This window comes from Nonomuraea dietziae, from assembly GCF_014195505.1.
Lineage (GTDB): Bacteria > Actinomycetota > Actinomycetes > Streptosporangiales > Streptosporangiaceae > Nonomuraea > Nonomuraea roseola.
Genome location: NZ_JACIBV010000003.1, coordinates 326,105 through 347,691, shown reverse-complemented (window position 1 = coordinate 347,691; position 21,587 = coordinate 326,105). Strand labels below are relative to the sequence as shown.

At 69.6% G+C, this 21,587-nt stretch carries 24 protein-coding genes and 1 pseudogene; 1 reads left to right on the top strand and 24 read right to left on the bottom strand.

Annotation, left to right across the window (positions count from 1 at the left end):
• Window positions 1-166: 166 nt before the first annotated feature.
• The 3 genes and pseudogenes from FHR33_RS53075 to FHR33_RS48645 all read right to left on the bottom strand — a co-directional run bounded on the left by FHR33_RS53075 (window position 167) and on the right by FHR33_RS48645 (window position 2,444).
• Complete coding sequence (locus FHR33_RS53075; RefSeq protein WP_312896123.1) at window positions 167-451, bottom strand: magnesium chelatase subunit ChlI family protein; 285 nt, start codon at window positions 449-451, stop codon at window positions 167-169.
• Window positions 452-608: 157 nt separating this feature from the next.
• Window positions 609-1,697, bottom strand: a pseudogene (locus FHR33_RS48650) (YifB family Mg chelatase-like AAA ATPase); the annotation flags it as partial.
• 123 nt (window positions 1,698-1,820) lie between these two features.
• Complete coding sequence (locus FHR33_RS48645) at window positions 1,821-2,444, bottom strand: hypothetical protein (protein ID WP_183663083.1); 624 nt, start codon at window positions 2,442-2,444, stop codon at window positions 1,821-1,823.
• Between the two features lie 127 nt (window positions 2,445-2,571).
• Between FHR33_RS48645 and FHR33_RS48640 the strand changes: the two genes are divergently transcribed.
• Window positions 2,572-2,997 (top strand): hypothetical protein, encoded by a 426-nt coding sequence (locus FHR33_RS48640; RefSeq protein WP_183663081.1) that lies wholly within the window; start codon window positions 2,572-2,574, stop codon window positions 2,995-2,997.
• Between the two features lie 78 nt (window positions 2,998-3,075).
• Here FHR33_RS48640 and FHR33_RS48635 read toward each other — a convergent pair whose 3' ends face one another.
• The 21 genes from FHR33_RS48635 to FHR33_RS48535 all read right to left on the bottom strand — a co-directional run bounded on the left by FHR33_RS48635 (window position 3,076) and on the right by FHR33_RS48535 (window position 21,339).
• Window positions 3,076-4,242: a hypothetical protein gene (locus tag FHR33_RS48635; protein ID WP_183663079.1), complete on the bottom strand. Its 1,167-nt coding sequence runs from the start codon at window positions 4,240-4,242 to the stop codon at window positions 3,076-3,078.
• Window positions 4,243-4,716: 474 nt separating this feature from the next.
• On the bottom strand, window positions 4,717-5,001 hold the full coding sequence (locus FHR33_RS48630; RefSeq protein WP_183663077.1) for a hypothetical protein: 285 nt from the start codon (window positions 4,999-5,001) through the stop codon (window positions 4,717-4,719).
• The gene (locus tag FHR33_RS48625) at window positions 4,998-5,369 is read right to left on the bottom strand and encodes a hypothetical protein (RefSeq protein ID WP_183663075.1); all 372 of its coding nucleotides are present in this window, start codon (window positions 5,367-5,369) and stop codon (window positions 4,998-5,000) included. Before FHR33_RS48625 ends, FHR33_RS48630 begins: the two co-directional genes overlap by 4 nt.
• 241 nt (window positions 5,370-5,610) lie before the next feature.
• The gene (locus FHR33_RS48620) at window positions 5,611-5,934 is read right to left on the bottom strand and encodes a DUF6011 domain-containing protein (protein WP_183663072.1); all 324 of its coding nucleotides are present in this window, start codon (window positions 5,932-5,934) and stop codon (window positions 5,611-5,613) included.
• A 193-nt stretch (window positions 5,935-6,127) separates the two neighbouring features.
• Entirely contained in the window at window positions 6,128-6,499 is a 372-nt protein-coding gene (locus tag FHR33_RS48615) for a hypothetical protein (protein ID WP_183663069.1), read from the bottom strand.
• Window positions 6,500-7,011: 512 nt separating this feature from the next.
• Complete coding sequence (locus FHR33_RS48610; protein WP_183663067.1) at window positions 7,012-7,470, bottom strand: hypothetical protein; 459 nt, start codon at window positions 7,468-7,470, stop codon at window positions 7,012-7,014.
• Window positions 7,467-7,652: a hypothetical protein gene (locus FHR33_RS48605; protein ID WP_183663064.1), complete on the bottom strand. Its 186-nt coding sequence runs from the start codon at window positions 7,650-7,652 to the stop codon at window positions 7,467-7,469. Before FHR33_RS48605 ends, FHR33_RS48610 begins: the two co-directional genes overlap by 4 nt.
• A 153-nt stretch (window positions 7,653-7,805) precedes the next feature.
• Window positions 7,806-8,876 (bottom strand): bifunctional DNA primase/polymerase, encoded by a 1,071-nt coding sequence (locus FHR33_RS48600; protein ID WP_221242736.1) that lies wholly within the window; start codon window positions 8,874-8,876, stop codon window positions 7,806-7,808.
• Between the two features lie 79 nt (window positions 8,877-8,955).
• Window positions 8,956-10,854, bottom strand: a complete 1,899-nt coding sequence (locus tag FHR33_RS48595; protein ID WP_183663060.1) for a hypothetical protein — start codon at window positions 10,852-10,854, stop codon at window positions 8,956-8,958.
• A complete protein-coding gene (locus FHR33_RS48590) occupies window positions 10,851-11,807 on the bottom strand; it encodes an AAA family ATPase (RefSeq protein WP_183663057.1) in 957 nt (318 codons plus the stop codon). The genes FHR33_RS48595 and FHR33_RS48590 overlap by 4 nt, the downstream gene beginning before the upstream one ends.
• Before the next feature lie 52 nt (window positions 11,808-11,859).
• The gene (locus FHR33_RS48585) at window positions 11,860-12,252 is read right to left on the bottom strand and encodes a WGR domain-containing protein (protein ID WP_183663054.1); all 393 of its coding nucleotides are present in this window, start codon (window positions 12,250-12,252) and stop codon (window positions 11,860-11,862) included.
• Window positions 12,253-12,336: 84 nt separating this feature from the next.
• Window positions 12,337-13,359, bottom strand: coding sequence for a hypothetical protein (locus FHR33_RS48580; RefSeq protein WP_183663051.1), 1,023 nt, complete (start codon window positions 13,357-13,359; stop codon window positions 12,337-12,339).
• Window positions 13,356-14,156, bottom strand: coding sequence for a hypothetical protein (locus FHR33_RS48575; RefSeq protein ID WP_183663048.1), 801 nt, complete (start codon window positions 14,154-14,156; stop codon window positions 13,356-13,358). Before FHR33_RS48575 ends, FHR33_RS48580 begins: the two co-directional genes overlap by 4 nt.
• Window positions 14,153-14,599, bottom strand: a complete 447-nt coding sequence (locus tag FHR33_RS48570; RefSeq protein ID WP_183663045.1) for a hypothetical protein — start codon at window positions 14,597-14,599, stop codon at window positions 14,153-14,155. Before FHR33_RS48570 ends, FHR33_RS48575 begins: the two co-directional genes overlap by 4 nt.
• A 332-nt stretch (window positions 14,600-14,931) precedes the next feature.
• A complete protein-coding gene (locus tag FHR33_RS48565) occupies window positions 14,932-16,371 on the bottom strand; it encodes a hypothetical protein (protein ID WP_183663043.1) in 1,440 nt (479 codons plus the stop codon).
• 333 nt (window positions 16,372-16,704) lie between these two features.
• Complete coding sequence (locus FHR33_RS48560; RefSeq protein ID WP_183663040.1) at window positions 16,705-17,034, bottom strand: hypothetical protein; 330 nt, start codon at window positions 17,032-17,034, stop codon at window positions 16,705-16,707.
• Between the two features lie 213 nt (window positions 17,035-17,247).
• Complete coding sequence (locus tag FHR33_RS48555) at window positions 17,248-18,159, bottom strand: sigma-70 family RNA polymerase sigma factor (RefSeq protein ID WP_183663037.1); 912 nt, start codon at window positions 18,157-18,159, stop codon at window positions 17,248-17,250.
• 354 nt (window positions 18,160-18,513) lie between these two features.
• The gene (locus tag FHR33_RS48550) at window positions 18,514-19,110 is read right to left on the bottom strand and encodes a hypothetical protein (RefSeq protein WP_183663035.1); all 597 of its coding nucleotides are present in this window, start codon (window positions 19,108-19,110) and stop codon (window positions 18,514-18,516) included.
• A 195-nt stretch (window positions 19,111-19,305) separates the two neighbouring features.
• Window positions 19,306-19,860, bottom strand: a complete 555-nt coding sequence (locus FHR33_RS48545) for a single-stranded DNA-binding protein (protein WP_183663032.1) — start codon at window positions 19,858-19,860, stop codon at window positions 19,306-19,308.
• 197 nt (window positions 19,861-20,057) lie between these two features.
• Window positions 20,058-20,684 (bottom strand): hypothetical protein, encoded by a 627-nt coding sequence (locus FHR33_RS48540; protein WP_183663029.1) that lies wholly within the window; start codon window positions 20,682-20,684, stop codon window positions 20,058-20,060.
• 163 nt (window positions 20,685-20,847) lie between these two features.
• On the bottom strand, window positions 20,848-21,339 hold the full coding sequence (locus tag FHR33_RS48535) for a single-stranded DNA-binding protein (protein WP_183663026.1): 492 nt from the start codon (window positions 21,337-21,339) through the stop codon (window positions 20,848-20,850).
• Between the last annotated feature and the right edge of the window lie 248 nt (window positions 21,340-21,587).

Here is a 21,587-nt window from a genome sequence, read left to right as displayed (position 1 = left end):
GGATGCGGGTCTCTGTGCGCTGGGTGGTAGCCGCAGGTCCACTGCTCCTCCACTTCAAGATCATTGGAGATTTGGTGAAGCAGGGAACAGGCCTCGATTCCGACCCGGGGTAGCTTTCTCGGCGGAGGGGTCCCGCTCTGCCTGCCGTGAGCAGGTCAGGTCTCTGTCATGTCCTGACGTCGTCGCCGTGGTGCAGAGCCAGCGCGGCGGCGACATCGTCGCGGTCCGGCGCTGCTTTTCCGGTGAGGTCGGCGAGTGTCCAAGCGATGCGCAGGATCTGGTCGACTCCGTGGGCGCTGAGCGCGCCGCGGTCCACCGATGCGGCGATCGGCTTCAGCGCCGCGCCGGAGAGGCGGAAGTCGGAGTGGAGAGCTGAGGCCGGGATCTCCGCATTGGTCCGCCACGGCGTCGCGGCCAAGCGCTGGGCGGCGCGTCGCCGCGCGTGCAGCACGCGCTCGGCGACCGCCCGGCTGTTCTCGCGACGCTCGCGGCGGGCGGCGACGTCCTGGGGACGGGGCGGGGTGAGGGCGACGGTGATGGCGATACGGGTCGCCGAGCGCTCCGGACAGCCGGGCCAGATAGCGGCGGCGAACCGCCGTCGAACACTGGCAGGAGTGTTCGACGCCAGCGGGGGCCGAGCAGGGGCATGGGGTGGCGGCCAGGACGAGGATGAATCGTGCCGGGAAGGTCAGGGTGCCGGCGGATCGGGCGATGGTGACCTGCCCGGCGGCCAGCGGCTGACGGAGCTCGTCCAGCACCGATCTTGGCAGTTCCGGAGCCTCGTCCAGATAGAGGATGCCGCGATGGGCCAGCGAGCAGACTCCCGGCCGGACGACGGTGCGGCCGCCGCCGAAGATCGCCGCGGGCGAGGCGGTGTGGTGGGCGCTGATGAAAGGCGGCCGGGTCATCAGCGGCGGGTGCGGCGGCAAGGTGCCGGCGATGGAGTGAAGCGCCGTCACCTCGTAGGCGTCCTGGGGGTCCAGGTCGGGCAGCAGGGTGGGCAGACGTTCCGCGAGCATCGTCGTCCCGCTGCCGTTCGGGCCGATCATGAGGAGGTGGTGGCCGCCTGCGGCACTGATCTCCAGCGCCTTGCGGGCCTGCGCCTGGCCGGCGATGTCGGCCAGGTCGGCCTCGGGCCCGGACGGGGGTGCGACGGGGGCGGGGACGGGCGGCAGCTGGTGGCGGTCGTCGCGCAGCCAGGTCACCAGCTGCTGCAGGTCGTCGACGGGCACCACCTGGACGCCTGGTACGAGGGCGGCCTCGCTGGCGTTGGCGGTGGGCACGACCACCACGGCGTCGCCGGTCGCGGCGGCGGCGAGCACCGCCGGCAGCACGCCGCGGATAGGGATGATGCGGCCGTCGAGTCCCAGCTCGCCCAGGAAGAAGGTGGCAGCGACGCGGGCGGCCGATATCACGCCTGTCGCGGCCAGGATGGCCACGGCGATGCTCAGGTCGAGCTGGGTTCCGCGTTTGGGCAGGCTGGCGGGGTAGAGGCTGACCGTGGTGCGCATCTTCGGCCACGGGAGTGAGCTGTTGATGGTGGCCGCTCGGACCCGGTCACGGATCTCGGGCAGGTGCGTGTCAGGCAGCCCGATGAGATGGAATCGGGCCTGCCCGTGGCCGACGTCGGCCTCAACCTCGATGACGCGGCCGGTGGTTGCGATGAGGGTGACGGTGCGGGTGCGGACGACGGCCATCTAGGCTCCTTCGTCGGCGCGGCGAGGGATGAGCGGCTGGTTCAACAGGTTCTCCTTGGACGAAATGGGGCGCGCCGATGTCGGCAGGGCCGCTTCTGGCGCGATCATGGCCTGGTCCGGGGCTCAGCCGGCGGCGGCCAGCACCGGGGCTAGGCGGGCTTGCGCGGCGCGCCGGATGAGGTCGAGCGCTCCGCGGGGCCAGTACTGCTGAGTCAGGTAGGCGATCTGGGTGCCGGTGCCGCCGTTGTTCGTCATCGCCGCGGCGGCGCTGCCGGTCTCGTGCACGATCTCGTCAAGGGCGTCTTCCTGTACGCCGATGGAGGTGGCGTAGGCGGCGAGGCTGTCGGCGGCCGCGTCAACGGCTGCAGTCTCGATCAGGAGGTCGTTGCGGGTGGCCAGCAGCAGCTCCAGGGCTGTGCGGGCGGCATCGGATCCGCGAACTCCGTGAGCGATGACCGACCTGATGTGCAGCGGCCTGCTCGCCCACGCGGCATGAGGACTTACCTGGACGACGACGATGAAGACATCCTCGTCGTCCTCCACGACTTCCCAGATGTTGATGTCCATCAAGGCGGGGCATGCCAGCAGATCGCCAGGGTCGCGGTCCGCCAGGGCGCCCCGGGCGGCCGACAGCACGCTGGCGATGTCGTCGACGGTCCTGACAGCGAAGTCCGCCGGCACGGGGTGCTCGGCGATGACGGCGTTCCACTGGTCGTTCGTCAGGTCAAACAGGGTGAGGTCGGACACGATGCTCCTTTTCTGGATCCGGGGCAGGGTCCCTGGCCCAACCGTCAGAGGCGGAAGCAAGCCGGGAATGTCGGGAGAAACCGAAAGGTCTTCCCTCCCGCCCACGCGCGCCTTACCGTGATCTTTTATGGAAGTCAGCAAGCAAGTCAGAGAGTCGGATCTTGAAGGCCGGGCCCGTTCCATGCTGGAAGGCCGGATCGACGTTCTCCTCGAGCTCGACACCTTGGACAGCAAGGTCGCCGAACTGGCGGGGAAGCTGGCCGAGACAGCGCGCGCCCGTGAAGAGTGCTACGCCAGAGCGACCAAGCGGGGATGGAGCGAGGCGGATCTGCGCGCGCTGGGCATCCGGCAGGAGGTAGACCTTTCCGCTCCCGCGCCCTCGCGAGGACGGCGAGCGGGCCGAGCTCGCCGCTCACCTGCCCAGCCGTCTGGCGAACCGACGACGTCGGCTTCGTCGCCGGGCAGCACCGCGCACTCATCGGCTGGGCATGCGCTGTCGCCGTCGCCGTCGGCCTCCGAGGAGACACCGGCCGCCGCGGGGAGGACCTGGTAGTCACCTTCCGCCATGGCGGTCCTGCTGCTGCTCGGACCGTCCGCCGGCGGAGCCGAGTAGCGGCTCTCGCGCGTGCGTTCAGAGCGCCAGCGCGAGCTGACGGGGTCCGAGCAGGCCGGCTTGCCAGGCCTTGTCGAAGGTGGGGTGCGTCTTGTCATGGGCCAGCGCCGGTGCCGCGACCAGCGCCTGCTCGACGCACGGGAACAGCAGGTTCCGCTCGCGGGCCCACACGCGGTAGTGCCTACCGTCGCTGTCGAGACGGCGGCCGAGCAGGTGCGCAGCTCGTGCGATCTCGGCCACCATCTCAGCCCGGGTGCCGGTGACGAGCCGCCGCAGAGAGCGGCGGGTGGTGCCCCGCGCCATCGCGTCCCCGCGTTTGGCGGAGAAGGCGCGTCTGACCTCGTAGATCGCCCACGGCAGCTCATCGAGGCGGTCTTCGAACATGGCCAGCAGGTCCTGTGAGCCTGGTGTGGAAGCGAGCAGGTGGTAGAGCTGTTTGCCGGCCAGGAGGCCCTGGCGCGGGTTGACCGCCACCGCCAGGTACTCCATGACGAGCGCGCCGACCGCCTGGTGCGGATTGCGCTGCAGCCGCAGCACCGTACGGTCCCGGCTGCCCTGCGCGTATCCGAAAGGGCAGCGGACGCAGCAGCTCTTGGCCCAGCGCACACCAAGCACGGACAGGATGAACGCTTCGCACGCATCGCGGTCCCAGGACCAGGACAGAAGAGGATAGGTCGGCAGGCGATTGGGCAGGCCTTTGTCGCTGTCGCCTTGGATACGATCCAGCTCGTCGGCTTCGTAGCCCATGACGTGCACGAACGGTTCGTCCGTGCCGAGGTTGGCCGCGATCCACTGGTCGATGACCCAGCCCTTGAACTTGATCGAGTGAGCGCGGTTGCCCGATTGCGGAACGGTCGCGTTCTGCTCCATCTCATCGGCCAGGGTGTACGGTCCACCGGAGGTCAGGCACAGGATCGGCTCGCGGGTGTCGTCCAGGACGACGATGCCGTCGCGTTCGTATCGGCCGCCGCGGGCGACCTGCACGGTCCGGATGCGGTGCTCGGCCAGCAGCGGGTAGATGTGCTGTTCGACCAGGATGGCCGTATCGACGTGCTCGTCACCGGTTTGCGCGGTGATGACGATCAGGTCGTCCAGAGAGAATCCGCGGGTCTCGGGCTCGGTCAGCCATCGCAGCAGGATGGCGGTGCTGTCGGCGCCGAGCCCGTAGGACAAAACGATCTTCATGGGTTCCTCGCAGTCGTAGCCGCGGAGAGAGCGCACGGGGCACGCAAGGGCGGTGCGGTGCGAAGCCGCCGCAGCCCGCAGGGCACCTGGCCTGCCTGCGGGGGCGCGGGTGCGGGGTGCGGCGGAGGTTGGGGGCGCGGTGTGCTTGCCACTGCTTCGGTCGAGGTTCTTGGTGTGGAGTCCCTCGGCTCGCTCAGGACGGGGTCGGCTGGACCCCTCGGGGGTGTGAGCGAGGGCCTGCCATGTGGCCTGGTGCCGTACGGCGAGCCGCCGCCGGTTCTCCTCCTCGGGGGATTGGCGCGTGGCCAGGTTGTCTAGCGCGAGCGTGGGGTGGGGCGGCGACCACGACGGGGATGGCCTCGGCGGCGGGCCAGTGGCCGAGAGCGTTCATGGGGTGGTGACCTCTTCCCGGGGAGGAGGTCGGGGCCCGGTGTCATGCCGTCAGGTCGTGGGCGAAGCGGTGGCCGGGGAAGCTCATGGAGCGCCTGCAGCCATCCAGTCGTCGATCTCGTCGGCCGTTTCGCGTTCCGCCTGGGCGGTGTCTGCGAGCATGCTGGCCGCTTGGGCGAACCCCTGGTTGCTGATCAGGGATGTGTCCGCTCCTGTTGCGTGGCTGGCGCGCGCGGCTTCCGCCGCCTCGGACATGGCCTCGGCGTGGCGCCGGAGCGCGTTGGTGATCACATGCTGCCGCTGGGTGAGCAGATGGTGGGCGCGCTGGGCCTGTGCCAGCCATTCGGGGTCGATGGCGATCAGGGTCATGACACCGCTCCCAGGTCGAAGGCTCGCGTGCATTCCTCTGCGATCAGGCGAGCCGTGTACTTCGGCCGAAGCCCGCCGAGAAGCACGGTCGGCGCCGGCCAGTCGGGGTCGATGTCGCGAGTGAATCGCCACGCCACCTCGCCGGTGCTCTGGCTGAAGGTGTAGGTGCGGTGGTGATGGGCCTCCGCGTACGACTCGAAGCCGGCGCGCACCACCTCGTTGAGCACCTCGCACACGGCAGTCAGTCGCGACCTCGGCACGTTCTCCAGGGTCAGCGTGTGATTGGCGAGGTGGGTGTAGGGGTGGTCGGCCGGGAGGGTCACCCCGATTCGGCCCTTGGCGGCCACGTCGTAGCGCGGCAATGCCACCTCGTGGGGCTCGCGCCACGGCACCAGTTCAGACCCGCGATCGTTGACGGTGCGGAACTCGGCGCCGACCTTGTAGCCCCGGCCGATCGGATTGAGCGAGTGACTGGTGAGGGCAACCGTGAGCCACGGCAGGCCGTGCTGCGCGGGCTCGATCTTCGTGACCTCGACCTGGACGGCACGCCGCGAATGCTGGGGCTGAGCAGATAACCAACGAGGTCTCCGACCTTGACCTCACCGGGGATCATCGCGCGCCTCGCATCCTGCGCAGGTTGGCCAGGCACACGGGCCCGATGCCCTTCGCGACGGACTCGGGGTCACTCAGCGCCCGCCCACAGCAGGCGCAGATGCCGTGCTCGTGACCGAACGCGGCGGCCTGCTCCTCGCTGATCGCGTCGGATGAGGACAGATCCTCAACGCGAATGGGGGAGGGGCGGCGGCGCAGCTTGCCGCGCGACACCTCCAGCCTCTTGATGGTGAGCGAACCGGCGAAGCGGCGGCTCTGCTTCACTTCGTATACCTGGCCGTCCTTGGTGTAGACGCCGGGTTCCACGGTGGTCGTGGGCATGCTTCTTCCTTCATTGGTCGGGTGTCAGGGGGTGGCGACCCCGGGAGGGAGCGGGGCCGCAACGATGCAAGGCGGCCGGTCCCTGCTGGAGGATCCCGGGGTCGTCTTCGAGGCCGGGCAGCCGGACAGTGCGGTTGCGGGCCGTCACGATGGTGTGGGGTCGAGGTTGTTGGCTGGGAGTGCCTCGGCTCGCTCAGGACGGGGTCGGTTGGGCCGCCCGGATCGGGAGAGGAGGCTGATCCGGGCCCGTCTCGGGCCGCGTGGTTGCGGCGAGGAGGTGTTCGGCGGCCGCCCAAGCGGCAGCACGCTGCTCGTCGGCGAAGTGCTCTGGGCAGATCTCGCCGGTGCGGCGGCAGTCGGGGCATCCGCTGCGATCGCGGTACTCCGCCACGGCAGCGCGCAGTCCGGCGATGACGCCTTCCAGGAGGGTCTGAGGCAGCAGGAGGGGACGTAGCGGTCCGAGGACGGCGAGTGCGGAAGCCTCCGGCAGAGTCGGGGGCCGGTAGGTGGCGATCTCAGCGATGATCCAGTCCGGCCATTCGTCCTGGGGGAGGTCGGTGCTCATCTGGGTGGCCTGGTGGTTCAGCCCGATGCCTTTGGAGGTGGCCGCCTCACCGGTAACCCGCCAGGTGGCCGCCCAGGCCCCGGTGGGCTGGAAGTGTAGGTGAGGTGGAGCCGGCCCGGCAGGAGGCAGGCGTGGAATCGGTCTCGCCGGATAAGGGCCGGCTTGCCGGAGACCGGCTTCTTTACGGTGTAGATCAGTTCGTTGGTTGAGCTGGTCAGGACGGACGTAGTGGTCGAATGCACAAGGTCTCCATTCCGGTGACCGTGGAGGGGGGGCTCAGGTCGGCGAAGCGCCGCAAGCCGAGCGCGGTATCGCGCACGGAACGAGATGGATCCGAGGAGTGTCGGATGGCCCGCTGATCAGTGCTGCGCGAGGAGGGCGGGGCCGTCGGCCGTCTGCGTGGATAGGCCGGAGCAGACGTCGAGGCTCAGCGGCCGGCCCTGGTAGTGGCTGCGGAAGTAGCGGACGAAGGTTCTGACGCGGTCGTCGAGGCGGCCGAGTTCCCCGGTGAACTACGGCGTCATGTCCTGGCCGTTGCGGCCGATGGCCGGGTGTTCGGGGCCTTCCCACAGTCGTTCGCAGGCGAAGCGCACCCACGCCAGCCCCTGCCAGCAGGCTCGGGTGGTGCGGGGCCGCTCGCTCACGTCGTGGACGGTCACCGGACCGCGCGCGAAGTTGATGTAGAAGTCGGGGCCGAGCGTCCATAGGATGTCGGCCCAGCGTTTCTGCTCGCACCAGGTGGATTGCAGCCGCAGGAAGTGGGGATTGGGCACGTGCCCGGCGCACAGCTGGCCCCGGCTGAGGTTGAGGTAGTGAACGCCTGCCTCGCGCATGGCCTGTCGGCCGGTTCGGTCGGGGTGGGTCAGCGTTCCCCGGGCGGCGTCAGTGGCCAGGCCGGTTGGCTCGTCTGGCGTGATCAGGCTGTCCTGCGTCGAGCGGCTGGCCAGGCGGCGGGGGGCGCGGCGGCTCATCCGTCCAATCCGTCGTAGAGGATCTCGCAGAAGATGTCGTCGATCACCTTGACGGCTTCGTCCTCGGATATCTCGTCGAGTCTTGCCAGAGGGGAGGTGTCGACGTCGGCGTCGGTGAGGCGCGACAGCGTGGTGGCGATGGCGAGGACCTCCTCGGCGGTGATTTCAGGGGGGATGGACATGGTCGTCTCCTGGTTGTCGCGCAACCCCTGCACGCCTGGCGTGCGGGGGTTGGCAAGGCGGCGCAGGCCGGGTGGGCCGGGCTGCGGTTCGGGCCGGCTGGCTGTTGGGTCCGGGCTGCGGCCGGTGAGGGAGGTGTCCGCCGTCCGCGCGTTCTAGCGGTGATGGTCGGGCTGAAGCGGGTGGCGAAGGCCTGCGTTCATGCCGGAGCGGATGATGTTCGCGATCCGTCGGCTCTGCTGCGGCCGGGCGTGGGTGGCGGTCTGGCTCAGGGCGTGTTCGGCTTCGTCGTGGCGCAGGCGTCCGGCGGCGACGAGGCCGCCGGCGGTGTAGGCGGCCCGGTTGAGCTTGTCGGCGAAGCCGGTGCCGGTGGCGGCGGCGGCGCATCCGGCCACGTCGGCCAGGAGGGTGGACAGGGCCAGCAGCCCGGCTGAGTCTGGCGTGTCCGCGCGTAGCGGGCGAAGGCCACTGGTGGGTGGAGGGTTGTCGCGGGGGCGGTGTCCGGTGCGGAGCAGGTCGTGACGCAGCCAGGCCGGCAGGGCGGCGGGGCGGCGGGTCCGGCCGAGCAGGGTGTAGGGGCCGGCGCGGGTGGTGACGCCGGGCGCGATGATGTAGCCGCCGCTGGCACGCACGTCCACTTGCCAGGCCAGCGCTCGCACGGGCCTGGAGCCGCGCGAGGGGCTGGAGCCGGTGGAGCAGGCAAACCGGTCCTCGCCGTCGAGCTGGTACCAGACGTGCAGGCCGCCTGAGGGGGTGCGCACCCGCATGGTGGAGGTGTCGTGTGCGGGGCTGTTGGCGTGGCGATGGCGGGCCAGCAGGTTCAGGGCGTCGAAGCCGGTGGCCACCTCGACCGGGTCGACGTGCGCGGGCGGGATCAGGCCGGGCAGGATCTGCTCCGGCGTGGGCAGCAGGTCGGCGTGGGTGTCGATGTCGATGACGATCAGGCCGGACGGCGTCCCGCAGGCCACGCCCACTCCGAAGCGCGGATTGCGTCGCCACCACTGCTGGATGCGGGCGGTGTCGGTGGTGGCGGCGTGAAAGCCGTGGCACCAGCGTCCTTGGCGGATGCAGGGGCATTCTCGTGGGTCGTGGGCGGTTTCCTGGCAGGTGCGGCAGTTGCGTGCGGGGATCTTGGCGCCGGGCGCGAGCGGATGAACCGGCCATCCGTTGCCGGCACACCAGCGGGCGATGGTCAGCGGCGCGATGCCAGAGGTGCTGGTTGCCATCGGCGGCTCCTTGGGAGTGAAGGCCGTGATGCCGCCTCGCCGAGCTGGAACGAGGCGGCATCACGGCTCCCGAGGTGGGTCACCGGCCGGCCCGCCGGAGGGCCTCGGCGGCGGCCTGGCCGATCGCGCGGGCGGCGCTGACCGGGTCGTGGGCTTCAACCGGCACCGCGCCGTCCAGGACGCGGGGGCGGCCGTCCAGGCAGAGCCATAGGACCGCGCAGCCGTGGCGGCGCAGCCGATCGACCAGGCTCTGTGAGATGACGGCGGGGTCTTCGTCGTCGTCGTCGGATCCGGCCAAGTCGCCGTCGGAGGCGATGATCAGCAGGCGGGCGTCGCCGCTGCCGGACTCCGACAGCGACAGCGCTCCATCCAGGGCGCGGATCGCCTCGGGCAGCACCACCGTTCCCTCGGGGGTGGACAGGACCGGCACGTGGCTGGGTGAGGCGCCTGGTCGGATGAGCGGGGTGACGGTGCTGCCCCACGCCAGGGCCGCGGTCCGGCCGCCGATTAAACGTACGGCCTGGGCGCAGATCCACGCCGCGCAGGCCAACGCGTCCGCGGTGTTGCCCATGGATCCCGACACGTCGGCGGCGAACCCCATCCGCAGGAACGGCTGCGGGATGCGGGTGCGTTGTCGCCGCTGAAACGGCTTGGCCGTGACCGGCAGACCTCGAGAGCGCTGGGCCGCGGCGGCCATCGCCTGACGCGGGTCGAGGCGTCCGGGCGGCGCGTCGTGGGGAACCCATGCCACCGCGGCGGACCGGTGTCCGGCCAGCCGCAGCTGCTCTGCCAGGTGGGCGGCCGCGGCCTGTTCAGCCGCGGTCGGCGCACGCAGCGACTGCAAGGGGCCGCTGCTGTCACACGTGATGGGATCAGCGAAGATCTGCGCCGCCTGGCGGGCGGCAGCTCGTTCGGACGCCTCGTCGGCTTGCGCGGCGAGGATGTGCGGGTTGGGGCGGTTGGCCTGCCAGGCGGCCTCACGCTCGGCCTGGATCTCATCGGTGGCGTCCTGGGTGACCGCCCCAGCCAGATCGGAGACGGCGTCGAACAGGCTGTCGCCGCTGCCGCCAGGTCCGTTGCCGCCGGTCAGTCCTCCGCCTTGGCAGCCGGTTGCGGCGCCGCCGCTGTGGCAGATGAGGCCCGGCATCGCGGGGTGGTCGTCGGGCTCGTCCTGCCAGCCCATGACGTCGGCGACGCGCTGCGCGATGGCGCACAGGCCTTCGACGTCGCCGTCCTCCAGCGCCAGAGCCTGTTGCCACAACGCGCGCAGGTCGTCCACGGTGGGCTGGCCCAGCGTGGCCACGACGATGCTTTCCACGGCGATAGTGTCGCCGGGCTGCAGGACGCCGGCGTCGACGCGGGCCAGGACGAGAAGGGCGGCGACCAGCGCGCGGGCACGCTTATAGTCCTCATCGGCGTCCGGGTCGGTGGGCGGAAACTGCAGGATGTGCCGGGCCGCGGTGCGCAGCCATGGGGCGGCGCCGGGGGTGGCGCGCAGCTGACCGGCCTCCGCCCACGACTCCAGCAGGTAGGTGGCGATCGCCATGACGCGAGGCGAAGGCGATCGGTCGCGTATGGCCTTCAGGTCCCACTCCGAGCGCGCGTGCCCGCCTTCGTGTGCGCTCACGCCGATCAGGACCGGCTGGTCGAAGCGGCGCAGGGGGTGAGTGGGGTCGATCTGATCGGGATGAGCGTCGTTCAGGATCACCTGATCGGCGTTGAAGGTGATCGTGGCGGTGGCGGGGTCGTACCACGCCGGCGGCGTGTTGTCCGGCGCTCCCCACACCATGGTGGCCAGGACGTCCGGGCGGCCCGTCACCGGCAGCATGATCTGGTTCAGCCGAGCGATCAGCCGGGCGCGGGCGAGATCACGCGCCTGTTCCTCGGGCGACAGGGCGGGCTGAAGCCGCTTGCCCCACCGGCTCCGCTTCGCCGGTGGGGCAGTGATCTGTGCGGCGGGGTCCTCGATGAGGCTCATCGGCCGTACCTGCCTCCCAGGCGGGTGATGCTGGCCATGGGGTAGATCATCTGGATGGCTTCCAGGATCTGGTCCTGGTTCTCCGGAGCGGCCTTGGCGGCCAAGGTGCCGGCGGCGTACTCGACGCCGAACTGCGGGACCTGGTCGCGGAAGATCAGCAGGTCACGAAGCTGTGGTGAGGCGAGCAGGCCGTTGTTCCGGTCGAGGCGCTGCCCGTCGAGGTTGCGGGCGACCTGCACGATCTCCGGCGGCACCCCCAGCTCCAGCGCCAGGTCCCAGTCGGTGCCGACCTGCCAGTGGTGGGCGAATCGGGAGGCCAGCGCTTCACTGAGGATCGAGCCGGGCGCGTCGGGGTTGTAGGTGGCGAACACGCAAAAGCCGGGCTGCACCGGAACCGGGGGGATGTCGGTCCCCGGCAGCAGCAGGTGCGGGCGGCCGTCCATGACGGCGTACAGGGCCGACAAGATGCCCGGGTCGATCAGCGTGATCTCGTCGATGAGCAGCGGCAGGCCGTAGGCCACCGCGATGGTCAGCGGGCCGTAGACGAAGGTGAACGTGCCCGGCGCCACTCCGGGCGTTCGGTCGGGCAGGTAGGTGCCGAGCAGGTCACCGACGGTCGTCTCGGCCGTGCCGATCAGCGTCTGCAGCCCCGGGCTGGTGGCGGGGTCGAAGAGCGAGTCGAAGGCGGCCTCGACCGAGGCGGTCTTGCCGCATCCGGGCGGCCCGCCCAGCAGGACATGCTGCCGCAGGTCGCGCGCCGTACGCAGCAGAGCGAGGTCTTCATGGTTGGCCATCTGGCGCGGGTAGTGCGTCTCGCCGTTGCGCCGCTGCTGAGGTCCGACCTGCGGCAAAGGCGGCGGGGATGCCGGCTGGGCGGCGATGCCCTGGTTGAAGAAGTCGTTGTCGATCTGGCTGCGGGCGCGGGTGAACTGATCGACGAGCGGTGTGGACATGACGGACAGACCTCCGGGCGTTGGTCGGGTAGGGGCGGGGGCGAGGCCGGGCTCAAGCCGCTGGCGTCGTTCCAGCGGGCGAGGTTCCGGCGGAGGTAGAGGCGTCGAGGAACTGCGTGACGATCCGGGTGATGGCCGCGTCCTTGCGGTCCTTGTCGCCGTCGGTGCAGCTCAGGACATCCACGCTCTCGACGAGAAAGGTCACCAGGTCGCGGGAGATCGTGTAGCCCTTTCGTTCTTTGGCGGTGGCCAGGTCGCGTGCCGCGTTGATGAGGGCGTTTGCGTTTGCCTGCGGGTAGGGGTGGACCTTGGCCTGCCCCCGGGAGCGGCCGTTGTTGGGACCGAACAAGACGATCACCGCGCCGCGCACGATGATCACGCGGTAGAACTTGTTGCTCTTGTCGTCGGTGAAGGTCAGTTCCATGCCCATGGCCTTGGTTTGCATCAGCGCTCCTTCCTTGGTGTGGCGTGCCGGGTGGCGCCCTCCACCCGGCCTGGAGACCGGGCGGAGGGCGGCGGGGTGAGGGCGTTAGGCCGCCAGGCGCGCGTAGGTGTGGGGCTGGGCCGGAGGAACCTGCGTGGGCAGCGGTGTCGGGCCGGGCCGGAGCTGCTGGACAGCCGCCGGCTGCAGGGGCGCTGCCTGTGGGAGCGGCTGGCCGGACCAGGCAGGAGCGGGCGCGGGCGTGCCGACAGGCGGGTAGCCTGCCGGCGCGGGCGGTGCGGGCGAAACGGGCTGCGTGGGCTGGGCGGAGGGCGCGGGCAGCTCCGGCCCAGGCTGCGCCGCGCTGGCGCTGATCGGCGGCACGCTCGGCGGTGTCAGCGCGGCGCTTCCTTCGTCGACCGGCGGGACGTACCAGGCGGCGAATTCCTTCGGCGGCTTGGCACCCGCCTGCCGCGGCGGCAGATCCCCGATGTAGGTGACGGTCAGCGTGCCGTCGATGTGCAGGAAGTCGACCTGAGCGGCGTCGACGGCCGCGCGGATGGCGTCCTTGAGGCGGTAGCGGGCGTACAGGACGCGGATGCCTCGATCGTTGGCGGTGCGGAACTCTTCGATCTGCAGGACGATCTTCAGCTGCCACTGAGGCCGGCCGTCCGGCCAGAACATGGGCCGGTTCGTGCCGTACTCGGTGCGCTGCACCACCTCGGGCTTACGGATGATCTTGCCGGTGATGGTGCATCCGACAGGGTGATCGAAGCTGACCGAGGGCCAGCCGTTCATGAGGAACTCATACGCGTCCGGCGGCCGGTGGGACTCGGTCTCCACGGCGTGCATCGGGTAGTCGGAGCCGTAGACGGGTACTCCGGCCGGATACGGCGAGGCGGCGGGCGTGGCCTGCGCCGGGTGAACCGCAGCGCCGGGCGCGGCGGGATAGCCGGGCGCGTACGACGCCGGTGCGGCGGCGGGATATCCGGTCGACGGGGGATAGGCGGGGTAGGGCGTCGCCGCGCCCGCCTCTGCGGGCTGCGGGTAGTACACCGGCGCCGGTGCCGCTTCCGCCGGGTGGGAGGGGGCGTGCAGCAAGGCGAGCGGGTCGGGCGGGGTCATGGTCATGCCAGCTCCTTGGGTGCGGGGTACAGGTCCGCCAGCGGGCGGGAAGGGCGGGGAAGGTCGAGATCGCCGGGGCAGGCGCGGGTCAGGTCGCCAGTTCCGGTCTTGAACCAGGGGCAGAAGAAGCAGTCGTCGGCGGCCGTCCGCAGCTGGGGCACGATGGCCGGACCAGACTGAACAATCGCCGCGGCGATGCCGTTGGCGCGTTGGATGGCGTGCATGGCGATGGCCTCGTTGTAGGGCTCGTGCCAGAAGAGCCGCTTGTCGTAGCGGTCGCTGCGCGGCAGGAAGCCGATCCCCACTGCGCGGACGGGGTAGCCGCGAAGACGCCACCCCAATCCGTAGGTGTGGTCCTGGATGCGGTAGCGGGGGCCTGGCCCGTGGCGGCGGTAGCGGGCCAGGCTGTCCTTGCCGACGATCTTCCAGTCGAAGACGATGCCGGTGAGGCGGTCGTACAGATCGCTGGTGCCTTCCAGCACGTCAGGGGTGATGTGGCCGATGGGCAGCTTCTGTTCGACCAGGAAGCGAGGTGATCCGTCGGGCAGCGGGACGAGAGCGAAGTCGCTGGCGAGCTTGGCGTGCACCGCGGTGCCGATGTAGGCCTCCCATTTGGAGGGGAAGTTGCACGGCGGTATCCGGGCCAGCTGAAAGCCGAGACGTCGGTCGCAGGGGCTGCCGAGGTCGGAGGGGCCGAGTTGCTGCTGCAGGGAGCGGGGCTGGTGGGTGCTGGCGTAGCCGATGATCTGGTCGATGTCGGCGCACAGCGTGGTGAAGGGGTCGGGCGCGGCCATCACGGTCATGGCGAGCTGCCGGGAAAGGCGCCAGGCAAGATCTTGACGTCATAGCTGGGTTCGCCGATGGAGGTGTAGGTATCCCGCATCGGCGCGAGATGAGGGTGGGCGCGGAAGAAGTCGTCGGTTTTGAACTTGCGGCTGCCCGGCTTCAGGTGGCCGCGTACCACCGGGACGCCGTTGAAGGTGCCGACGCCGTCGGCGCCCAGGCGCGGCTGGAGCGCTTTGATCACGAGGTCGATCGGCTGGCGCAGCTTGTCTTCCTGGGCTTTGAGCGCTTCCTGTTCGGCCTTCAGCTCGGCTTTTAGCTTCTCGATCTTCTGACGGTGCGGGTCGAGGGATTCCAGCGCCAGGTGCACCCGGCGCATCAGCTCCAGCGAGGCCACGGCATCGGGGTCTTGGGCCAGCTCGATCGTGGCGGGCGGGGGCTTGGCCGTTTTGCGTCCGCTCATGGCCGCTCTTCCGGGAGGAGGGGACGGCAGACGTGCTGCCTGAACATGGCAGAGGGGTCCTTTCGCAACAGGGTTCGTGATGTGGGCTGCCAGAAGCCAGGGGACGGTTCCAAGGGCGCTCTCGACACCGGCGAGAAGGCCCTGCCGCAGGGACAAGCGCGCAAGGGGTTCTCGACGCCACTGGGGGGCTTGGCCCGATGCTGCAGGTGCGCCGGCCGTTGGGTGATGGGCGTGCGTCAGGCAGGCCTGCGGCATGGCAGGGTCACCTCAGCCTGGCTGGTTGACGAGCGTGCTCAGCAGGGCAGTGGCTCCTGCGCGGGAAGTCGGCTCGTTCAGGCGGCGGTCGTCACGTCCGACAGCTCATCGGAGTCGTCCGGGTCCTCATCCAGTTCCTCGTCGGAGTCCTCATCCGCCTCCTCCTCGAGGTCGCCTCCCAAGTTCTCGGCCTGGTCCTCGGCAGGGTCCGCGGCCGCCGACTCGTCGATGTTCAGGTCGTTGGTGGCCGCCGTGTCGTCGAGGTACTGGACGCCGGCGACGATGGCCTTCTCGATTGGTGCGAGCGTGTGGCCGAGCTGCTCAGCGATGCGCAGCCATCGGGCCGCATCGCGCCGGCTGCTGGCCATGCTGCGGTCCAGGCGCCACAGCGAGTCGGAGTAGCGCTGGCCCATCCACCATTCCATGGTGGCGACGTACCGCCCGAACAGCCGCCAGGTCAGCTGAGCCGTACGGGCGTTGGCGATCCAATTGTCCGCGACAGGACCCACGAGGTCCTTGTAGGTGTCCGTGGTGTGGATCTGGCCGAACTTGCTCCGCAGCGGTTCGGGCATCTCGTACTCGAGAAGCTCTACCACGATGCGGAGGACCCGCTGATCGGGATCCGTTCGGCTGCGGAGCGCGCCCTTCCAGAACTTCTGGCGCTCCTCGACCGCCAGCCGGTATTCGGTGTTTCCCTGGCGGATCTTCTTCATCGGCAGCTGGGCCTTGGCCTGCGGCTGCCCAGCCGGGGGCTGATAGCCGTGCAGGGACGGCGTCGCGCAGTAGTAGCTCGCACTGGTCAGCGAGGGAAAGTAGGCCGCGTGGCCAGGGCACTGCGCATGCTTGTCGGCGGTCATCGCGTTGCCGTCGTCGTCACGGGGCAGGGAGTAGAGCTCTACGGCCCCGTCCGGCAGTTGTCCGTCGGTGACCGTGATGCCGGCCGCCTGGTGCTCGGCCAGCAGCCGCTCGAAGGTGGCCTTCTCCTGGTGCTGCCGGACGACCAGCTTCGCTGCATGCTCGGGATACATGCCGGAGTTCTTCATGTGCGCGAGCGCTTCAGCTTCCATGTCGGGGTCGTGCTGGAGCTGGCACCAGGCTTCGTAGTCCCTGAGGTCGGGGGTGTAGTTCGGCCGTACTTCGGCGATCGCGGCCTGGCTGGCCTCCGACAGCGCCCCGGCCTGGATCCCCTGGGCGACCTTCTGCGCCGACCAGCCGGTGGCCTGCTTGAGCATCTCGCGCGTGACGCCCTGTTCGGCGAGTTCGAACAGGGCGGCGGCGGTTTCCCGGTCGTTCAGCGCCTTGGCGTGCCGACCGGTTCGCACCTGCCCCAGCAGCTGCCCCACCGCGTCGTGCGTCAGCTCCGGCTTGATCCGGCACGCGTAGGCCAGCTCCCGCTCTTCCTCCTCCGGTTCCCCCTGCGGCGGCTGCTGGCCTGCCTCCTGCGCCTCGGAGGCGTTCAGCTCCTCGATGCGCTGTAGACCGAACCAGCGACGGTGACCGTCGTGGAGCCGGAACATGCCCGGAGTGTCCGGGGAGGGGAAGACGATGAAGTCGATCTCCGGGCCGTCGCCGTCCCGTAGCGTCTGCAGGAAGTCGTCGTTGAGGTCGTAGTCCTTGCGCTTGTTGTTCGGGTTGGCCTCGATGCGCGAGCGGGGGATCCACGCGTGTGCGGGGTAGTCCGGCCCCGGCCAGCGGATCCTTCTCGGATGCGGCCGGAACGTCGTGCTTCGGGGCGTGGGTGGTGCGGCGCCTGGTGGTCTGGGTTCGTGTCATCGTCGAGCTCCGTGATCGTGGTACGGGCCGCTGCCGGCGCTCCGGCAGCGGCGAGAAGGGGAATGCCGCCGGTGGTCTCAGCCCTCCGTGGTCGCCTGCCGGAGGAGGCGCCAGCCGACGGAGTCGCATGCCCAGGCGGATTCGCCGATGGCCACAACGTCACCGACCGACAGAGTGCGAAGGCGACGGGAGAAGTAGTCGCGAGCCAGCGCGGTCTGGCCGATGTTGAAGGTCTCGAAGGCTTCTTCCAGCACCAGCTCGGGGTCGTGGGTGGCCTCGGCCGGGATGAAGAAGGTGAAGACCTTCTCCATGGGGTCGCTCAGGTTCCAAGTGGAGAAGCGGCTGGTGCGGCTGTGCCAGATCGTGATGGCGACCTGGTCATGGGGCGTAGTCGTGAGCTGCGGCAAGGTGCTGATGGTGGCCTCCCGAGGTGGAGCGGAGGCGGCTCCTGGAGGTGGGCCGCCTGCGACCGAGCCGGTCTGCGGGTCCCGCGGAGCGGCGGAAGGCTCGCCGTAGGCGACCGCGCGCAGCGCGGCTTGGCCTTCCGCAGCGGGCGGGCCCGTGGCATGCTGCTCGGCGGCGGCCAACCCGGGGAGCCATCCGTGCCAGATGAAGACGGGTTAGTCGCGGTCGGCCAGGAGCGCGGCGAGGTCATGTCCGCGCAAGGTCTTCAGCGCTTGGCCTTCGAGTTGGATGATGCGTCGGCGGCTGAGCTGAAGGTGGTGGGCAACCTGGGCCGACGAGCAGGGGTGACCGTCGGCCAAGCCGTAGCGGAGCGCCAGGACCTGCGCCTGGATGGGCGGAAGTGCCGTCAGGAGTTCACGAATCAGGTCACGCTCGACGACGGCGTCTGCGACGTCGGGCGCTGGGGATGCCAGCACCTCATGCAGCTCAGAACCGTCCTCGGCCACGCGTTTGTTGAGGCTGAGCGGACGGCTGCGCACCTGCCGGAGTTGGGCAAGGTCCTGTTCGGCTATGCCGGTCTCGGCGGCGACGTCGGCCAGAGTCGGCTCGCGGCCGAGTTCGGCCTCCAGAGCCCGGGCGGTCGCATCTGCGCTGTTGAGCACGTCGTGGACGTGGTCCGGCAAGCGGATCATGTGGCCAGTGTTGTTCTGGCTCCGGCTGATCTTCTGCTTGATCCACCAGGTGGCGTAGGTGCAGAACCTGTTGCCCTGGGCATAGTCGAATTTCTCGACCGCGTGGATGAGTCCGAGGTTGCCTTCGGCGATCCGGTCCTCGAGCGGGAGGACCTTGCGGCGGGTCGTCCTGGCGATGTCGACAACCAGGCTCAGGTTGCGCAGGATCATCTGCTGCTTGGCGGCCTCGCCTTGGGCGCGTAGCGTTTCCAGTTCGGTGCGGGCGCTCTCCTCCAGGTCAGGGCTGGCGGCGAGGAGCTCTCCGGCGTACAGGCCGACTTCGATGCGTTTGGCGTACTCGATCTCTTCCTCGGCGGTCAGCGACGGCAGGTGGTCGAGATCGTGGAGGTAGTGGCGCGAGGCGTCGGGGGTTTCGTTGATGGTGGCGCTGGTCATGGCGTCTCCGGGGGGCGGCATCGGCCAGGTCGCTTGAGTGGCGAACCGCTGTCTTGGTATGGCGGGGTGGTCGAGGTGCAGGGTGCGTCCGCCGTCGGAGTCAGAGCGGACGCTGATGATCCGCTGGGCGTCGCCGCGAGCTCCATGCCTGGGCAAGAGCGAGGGCGGTGCGCGACGCGGCGCCGTACCGCAACGGAACGCAGGACGGCCAGCCGGGCGGGGTGTGAGCGCGTCGGCGGAACGACATGCGTAGGACACATCGCATGGCAGAGGAGGTCACCGTCTGGAGCGTGGGTGACCGCTTCAGCCCCGCGAAGGGCGGAGCTGAAGCCTGGCCAGAGGGGGCATTGCTCGTCAGAGCAGCGGTTCGTTCGCATCCTGCGCCAGGGTGGTGAACACAGGCTTCCAGGAGCCATTGCTCAGTCGTCGCCACAGACGCCGGCTGTCCGCCCACAGCTCTGCCGGTACGAGCTCGTTCTCCAGGGGAAGCGGCGCACCGGACAGTTCGATGACGTCGCAGAGCTCCAGCGGACGGAGCGAAGCGCGCTGGTAGAGGTCCACTTCCAAATCCGCGTTCTCGCGGGGGCCGACCGAGGAGAAACGGGCATGGAGGTTGTCCAAGGCCTGGAAGAGAACGTCTTGTGATACCGGGATCTCGCTGGTGAAAACTCGCGACATCCGATGGTGGGCCTGCCAGCCTGCGCCCCGGTCAGGGTCCTGGTTGTGCCACAGGGTGAAGGTCGTGATCCGCCTGCCGCGCAGGCGGTTCCACCCGCAAGCGATGGACCTGAGGGTCGTCTCCGTGGCGGTGAGTGCGGCGGCGTGCGCGATGGCGATGCGGCCGGACGGTCGGTGTGAGAGGCCGTACTCCAATGTGCCCAAGACCAAGGCCAACCCGGCCCAGAGACCGGCAAAGACCCAATGGCCGTCGTAGAGGTGGTTGAGCACCATCAGAAGCGGCAGCCCGATGGTCGACCACAGATCGATCGCCGTGTGTTTGCGCGGAGTGTGGATTGGAGGTCTCCTTCAGTACGGGGCAGAACGAACAGCGCCCGCTGGGGTGCGAAGCCTCCAGCGGGCGCGAGCTTTCGCCTGTCCGGCGCCCCGCGAGTGGGTGCTGGACAGGCGAAGAGTGAAGCCGGTGGATCAGCCAGCCATCCGGTGGGCGGCGTGCTCGATGCCGTCGGCCCGGGGGTCATCGGCCGGGCTGGTGGCGGAGCCGGGAACCAGGGCGAGCGCGGGAGCGGGCGGGGCAGGCTCCGCGGCTTCCGGAGTGGGTTCCGGCCGGGTGCGCGTGGCGTTCTGCCACTCCTGGGTGCCGGGGTCACGGTCGCTGCGGTTCTTGGCGATGGTGGCGGTGGCGTTACGCAGCGACGGACCGATCTCGTCGACTTCCACCTCGTAGATGGTGCGCTTGTCGCCTTCCTCGGTTTCGTAGGAGCGCTGCTTGAGCCGCCCGTGGACGATGACCCGCATGCCGCGCTGCAGCGTCTCCGCGGCGTTCTCCGCGGGCCGACGCCAGAGGTTGCAGGTGAGGAAGAGGGGGTCGCCGTCCTTCCACTCGTGGGTGTCGCGGTCCTGAAAGCGCGGGTTGGAGGCGATGCGGAATCGCAGCACGGCGTGGCCGCTGGGGGAGATGAAGCGCAGGTCGGGGTCGTCGACGAGGTTGCCGGTGACGGTGATGGCCGTCTCGAATGCCATGACGTTCCTCTCACGTTCGGGTTGGGTTTGTGCCTAGTGGGGGGTGGCCGGAGGTGTCGCGGCGCAGCCTGCGGGGGCCCTCTTGACGGGCCTGGGCTGAGCTAGCGCGACGGTCGACATCGCGGCACTGAGGTGGAGCGGCCGCTCAACCTGTGAGCGGGAGCGGCCGGGCCCCGTTGGGGCCGCATGGGCGGCGGTCAGAATGGGCTGTTGTCCATGCTGAAGGTGAGGGGTTCGGTGACAGGGATCCAGCCGTTGGGGCCAACGCGCCAGCGGCGTGTTCTCTCGCTGGTCCAGGCCGTGCAGCTCGCCGGGCACTGCTCCACCTGCGGGGTGCCGCTGATCTCGATCACGTCGCCGTCCTGGAGCGGCCGCAGGCCAGCTTCCTGGTAGGTAGCCAGCAGAATGTCCTGGCCCGGATCTCCGGTGTGGGCGAAGCGGGCGTGTACCTCATCCAGGTCGTAGCCGGTGTCCTTGCTGCCGCGCCTCAAGAAGTCCAGGGCGGGGAAAGTGAAGGCCTCCGTCATGGGGTGGTCGGGCTTCCATCCGTTCAGCCGGTCGTGGTGGGTGTTGTGCCACACGGTGATGAAGCGGAATTCATCCTGGTCGCTGCGGCGAAGCAACAGGCGTTCGAGAAACGGCAGCCGAACGCGCGCGCATCCACAGTCTCGATGCAGCAGGGCCAGGCATCCGACGTTCAGGACGGCGATAGCCGCCCAGGTGACGGCGGCGATCCGCCAGCCCTCGAAGGCGTAGGTGGCGGCTATCCCGCCGGGGACGGCAACTGCTGTCGTGATGGCGAACAGCAGGCGCAGGCGTCGCAATGACATAACGAGTCTCCCCTGGTGAAGGTCTGGAACGCGGCACGCCTCCTCAGCGAGGCGACCGGAGTCGGCCGTAGCGCTGAGGAGGCGCGAAGAGACGGCGGCACTCACCGTGAGTGTCGCCGCGGCGGAACCTGTGGACTTCTTCGACTGGGCGGGAGGGTTAGAAGGGCGGCTCGTCGTCCTCGAACGCGCCGTTCTCGACGCCGTGGCCCTGAGGCGTGGCCGGCGTGGCGGACGCCCACGGGTCGTCGGTGAGACCACCGAAGGCGCGGCCGCCGCCCTGCCGGGAGGCGCGGTTGACCTTGGCGGTGGCGTTACGCAGCGACGGGGCGACCTCGTCCACCTCGATCTCGTAGACGGTGCGCTTGTCGCCTTCCTTGGTCTCGTAGGAGCGCTGCTTGAGCCGCCCCTGGACGATGACCCGCATGCCGCGCTGGAGGCTCTCGCAGACGTTCTCCGCCTGGTTTCGCCATACGTTGCAGGTCAGGAAGAGGCTCTCGCCGTCCTTCCACTCGTTGTTCTGGCGGTCCATGAACCGCGGAGTGGAGGCGATGCGGAAACGCGCCACGGCCTGACCGGTGGGGGTGAAGCGCAGCTCCGGGTCGTCGACGAGGTTGCCGATGATGGTGATGACGGTGTCGCCAATGGCCATGATGTCCTCCTGCGGCGTCGGCTGGGTGCTTGCCTGGTGGCTGCGGGGTTCCCGTCCCGACAAGGCATCCGGGACAGTCACGGCGGGCTGGAGGGGGGCAAGAGGGGGGCCAGCCGCCGGTCCGTCAAGATTTTTTGCGCCCTTCGACCCAACTTGTTGGAGACCACGGCGAAGGGCGCAAAAAATCTTGTAAGGGCGGCTGGCCCCCCTCTTGCGGCCCTGCTCGCCGTGACTGTCGAATGCCCCAG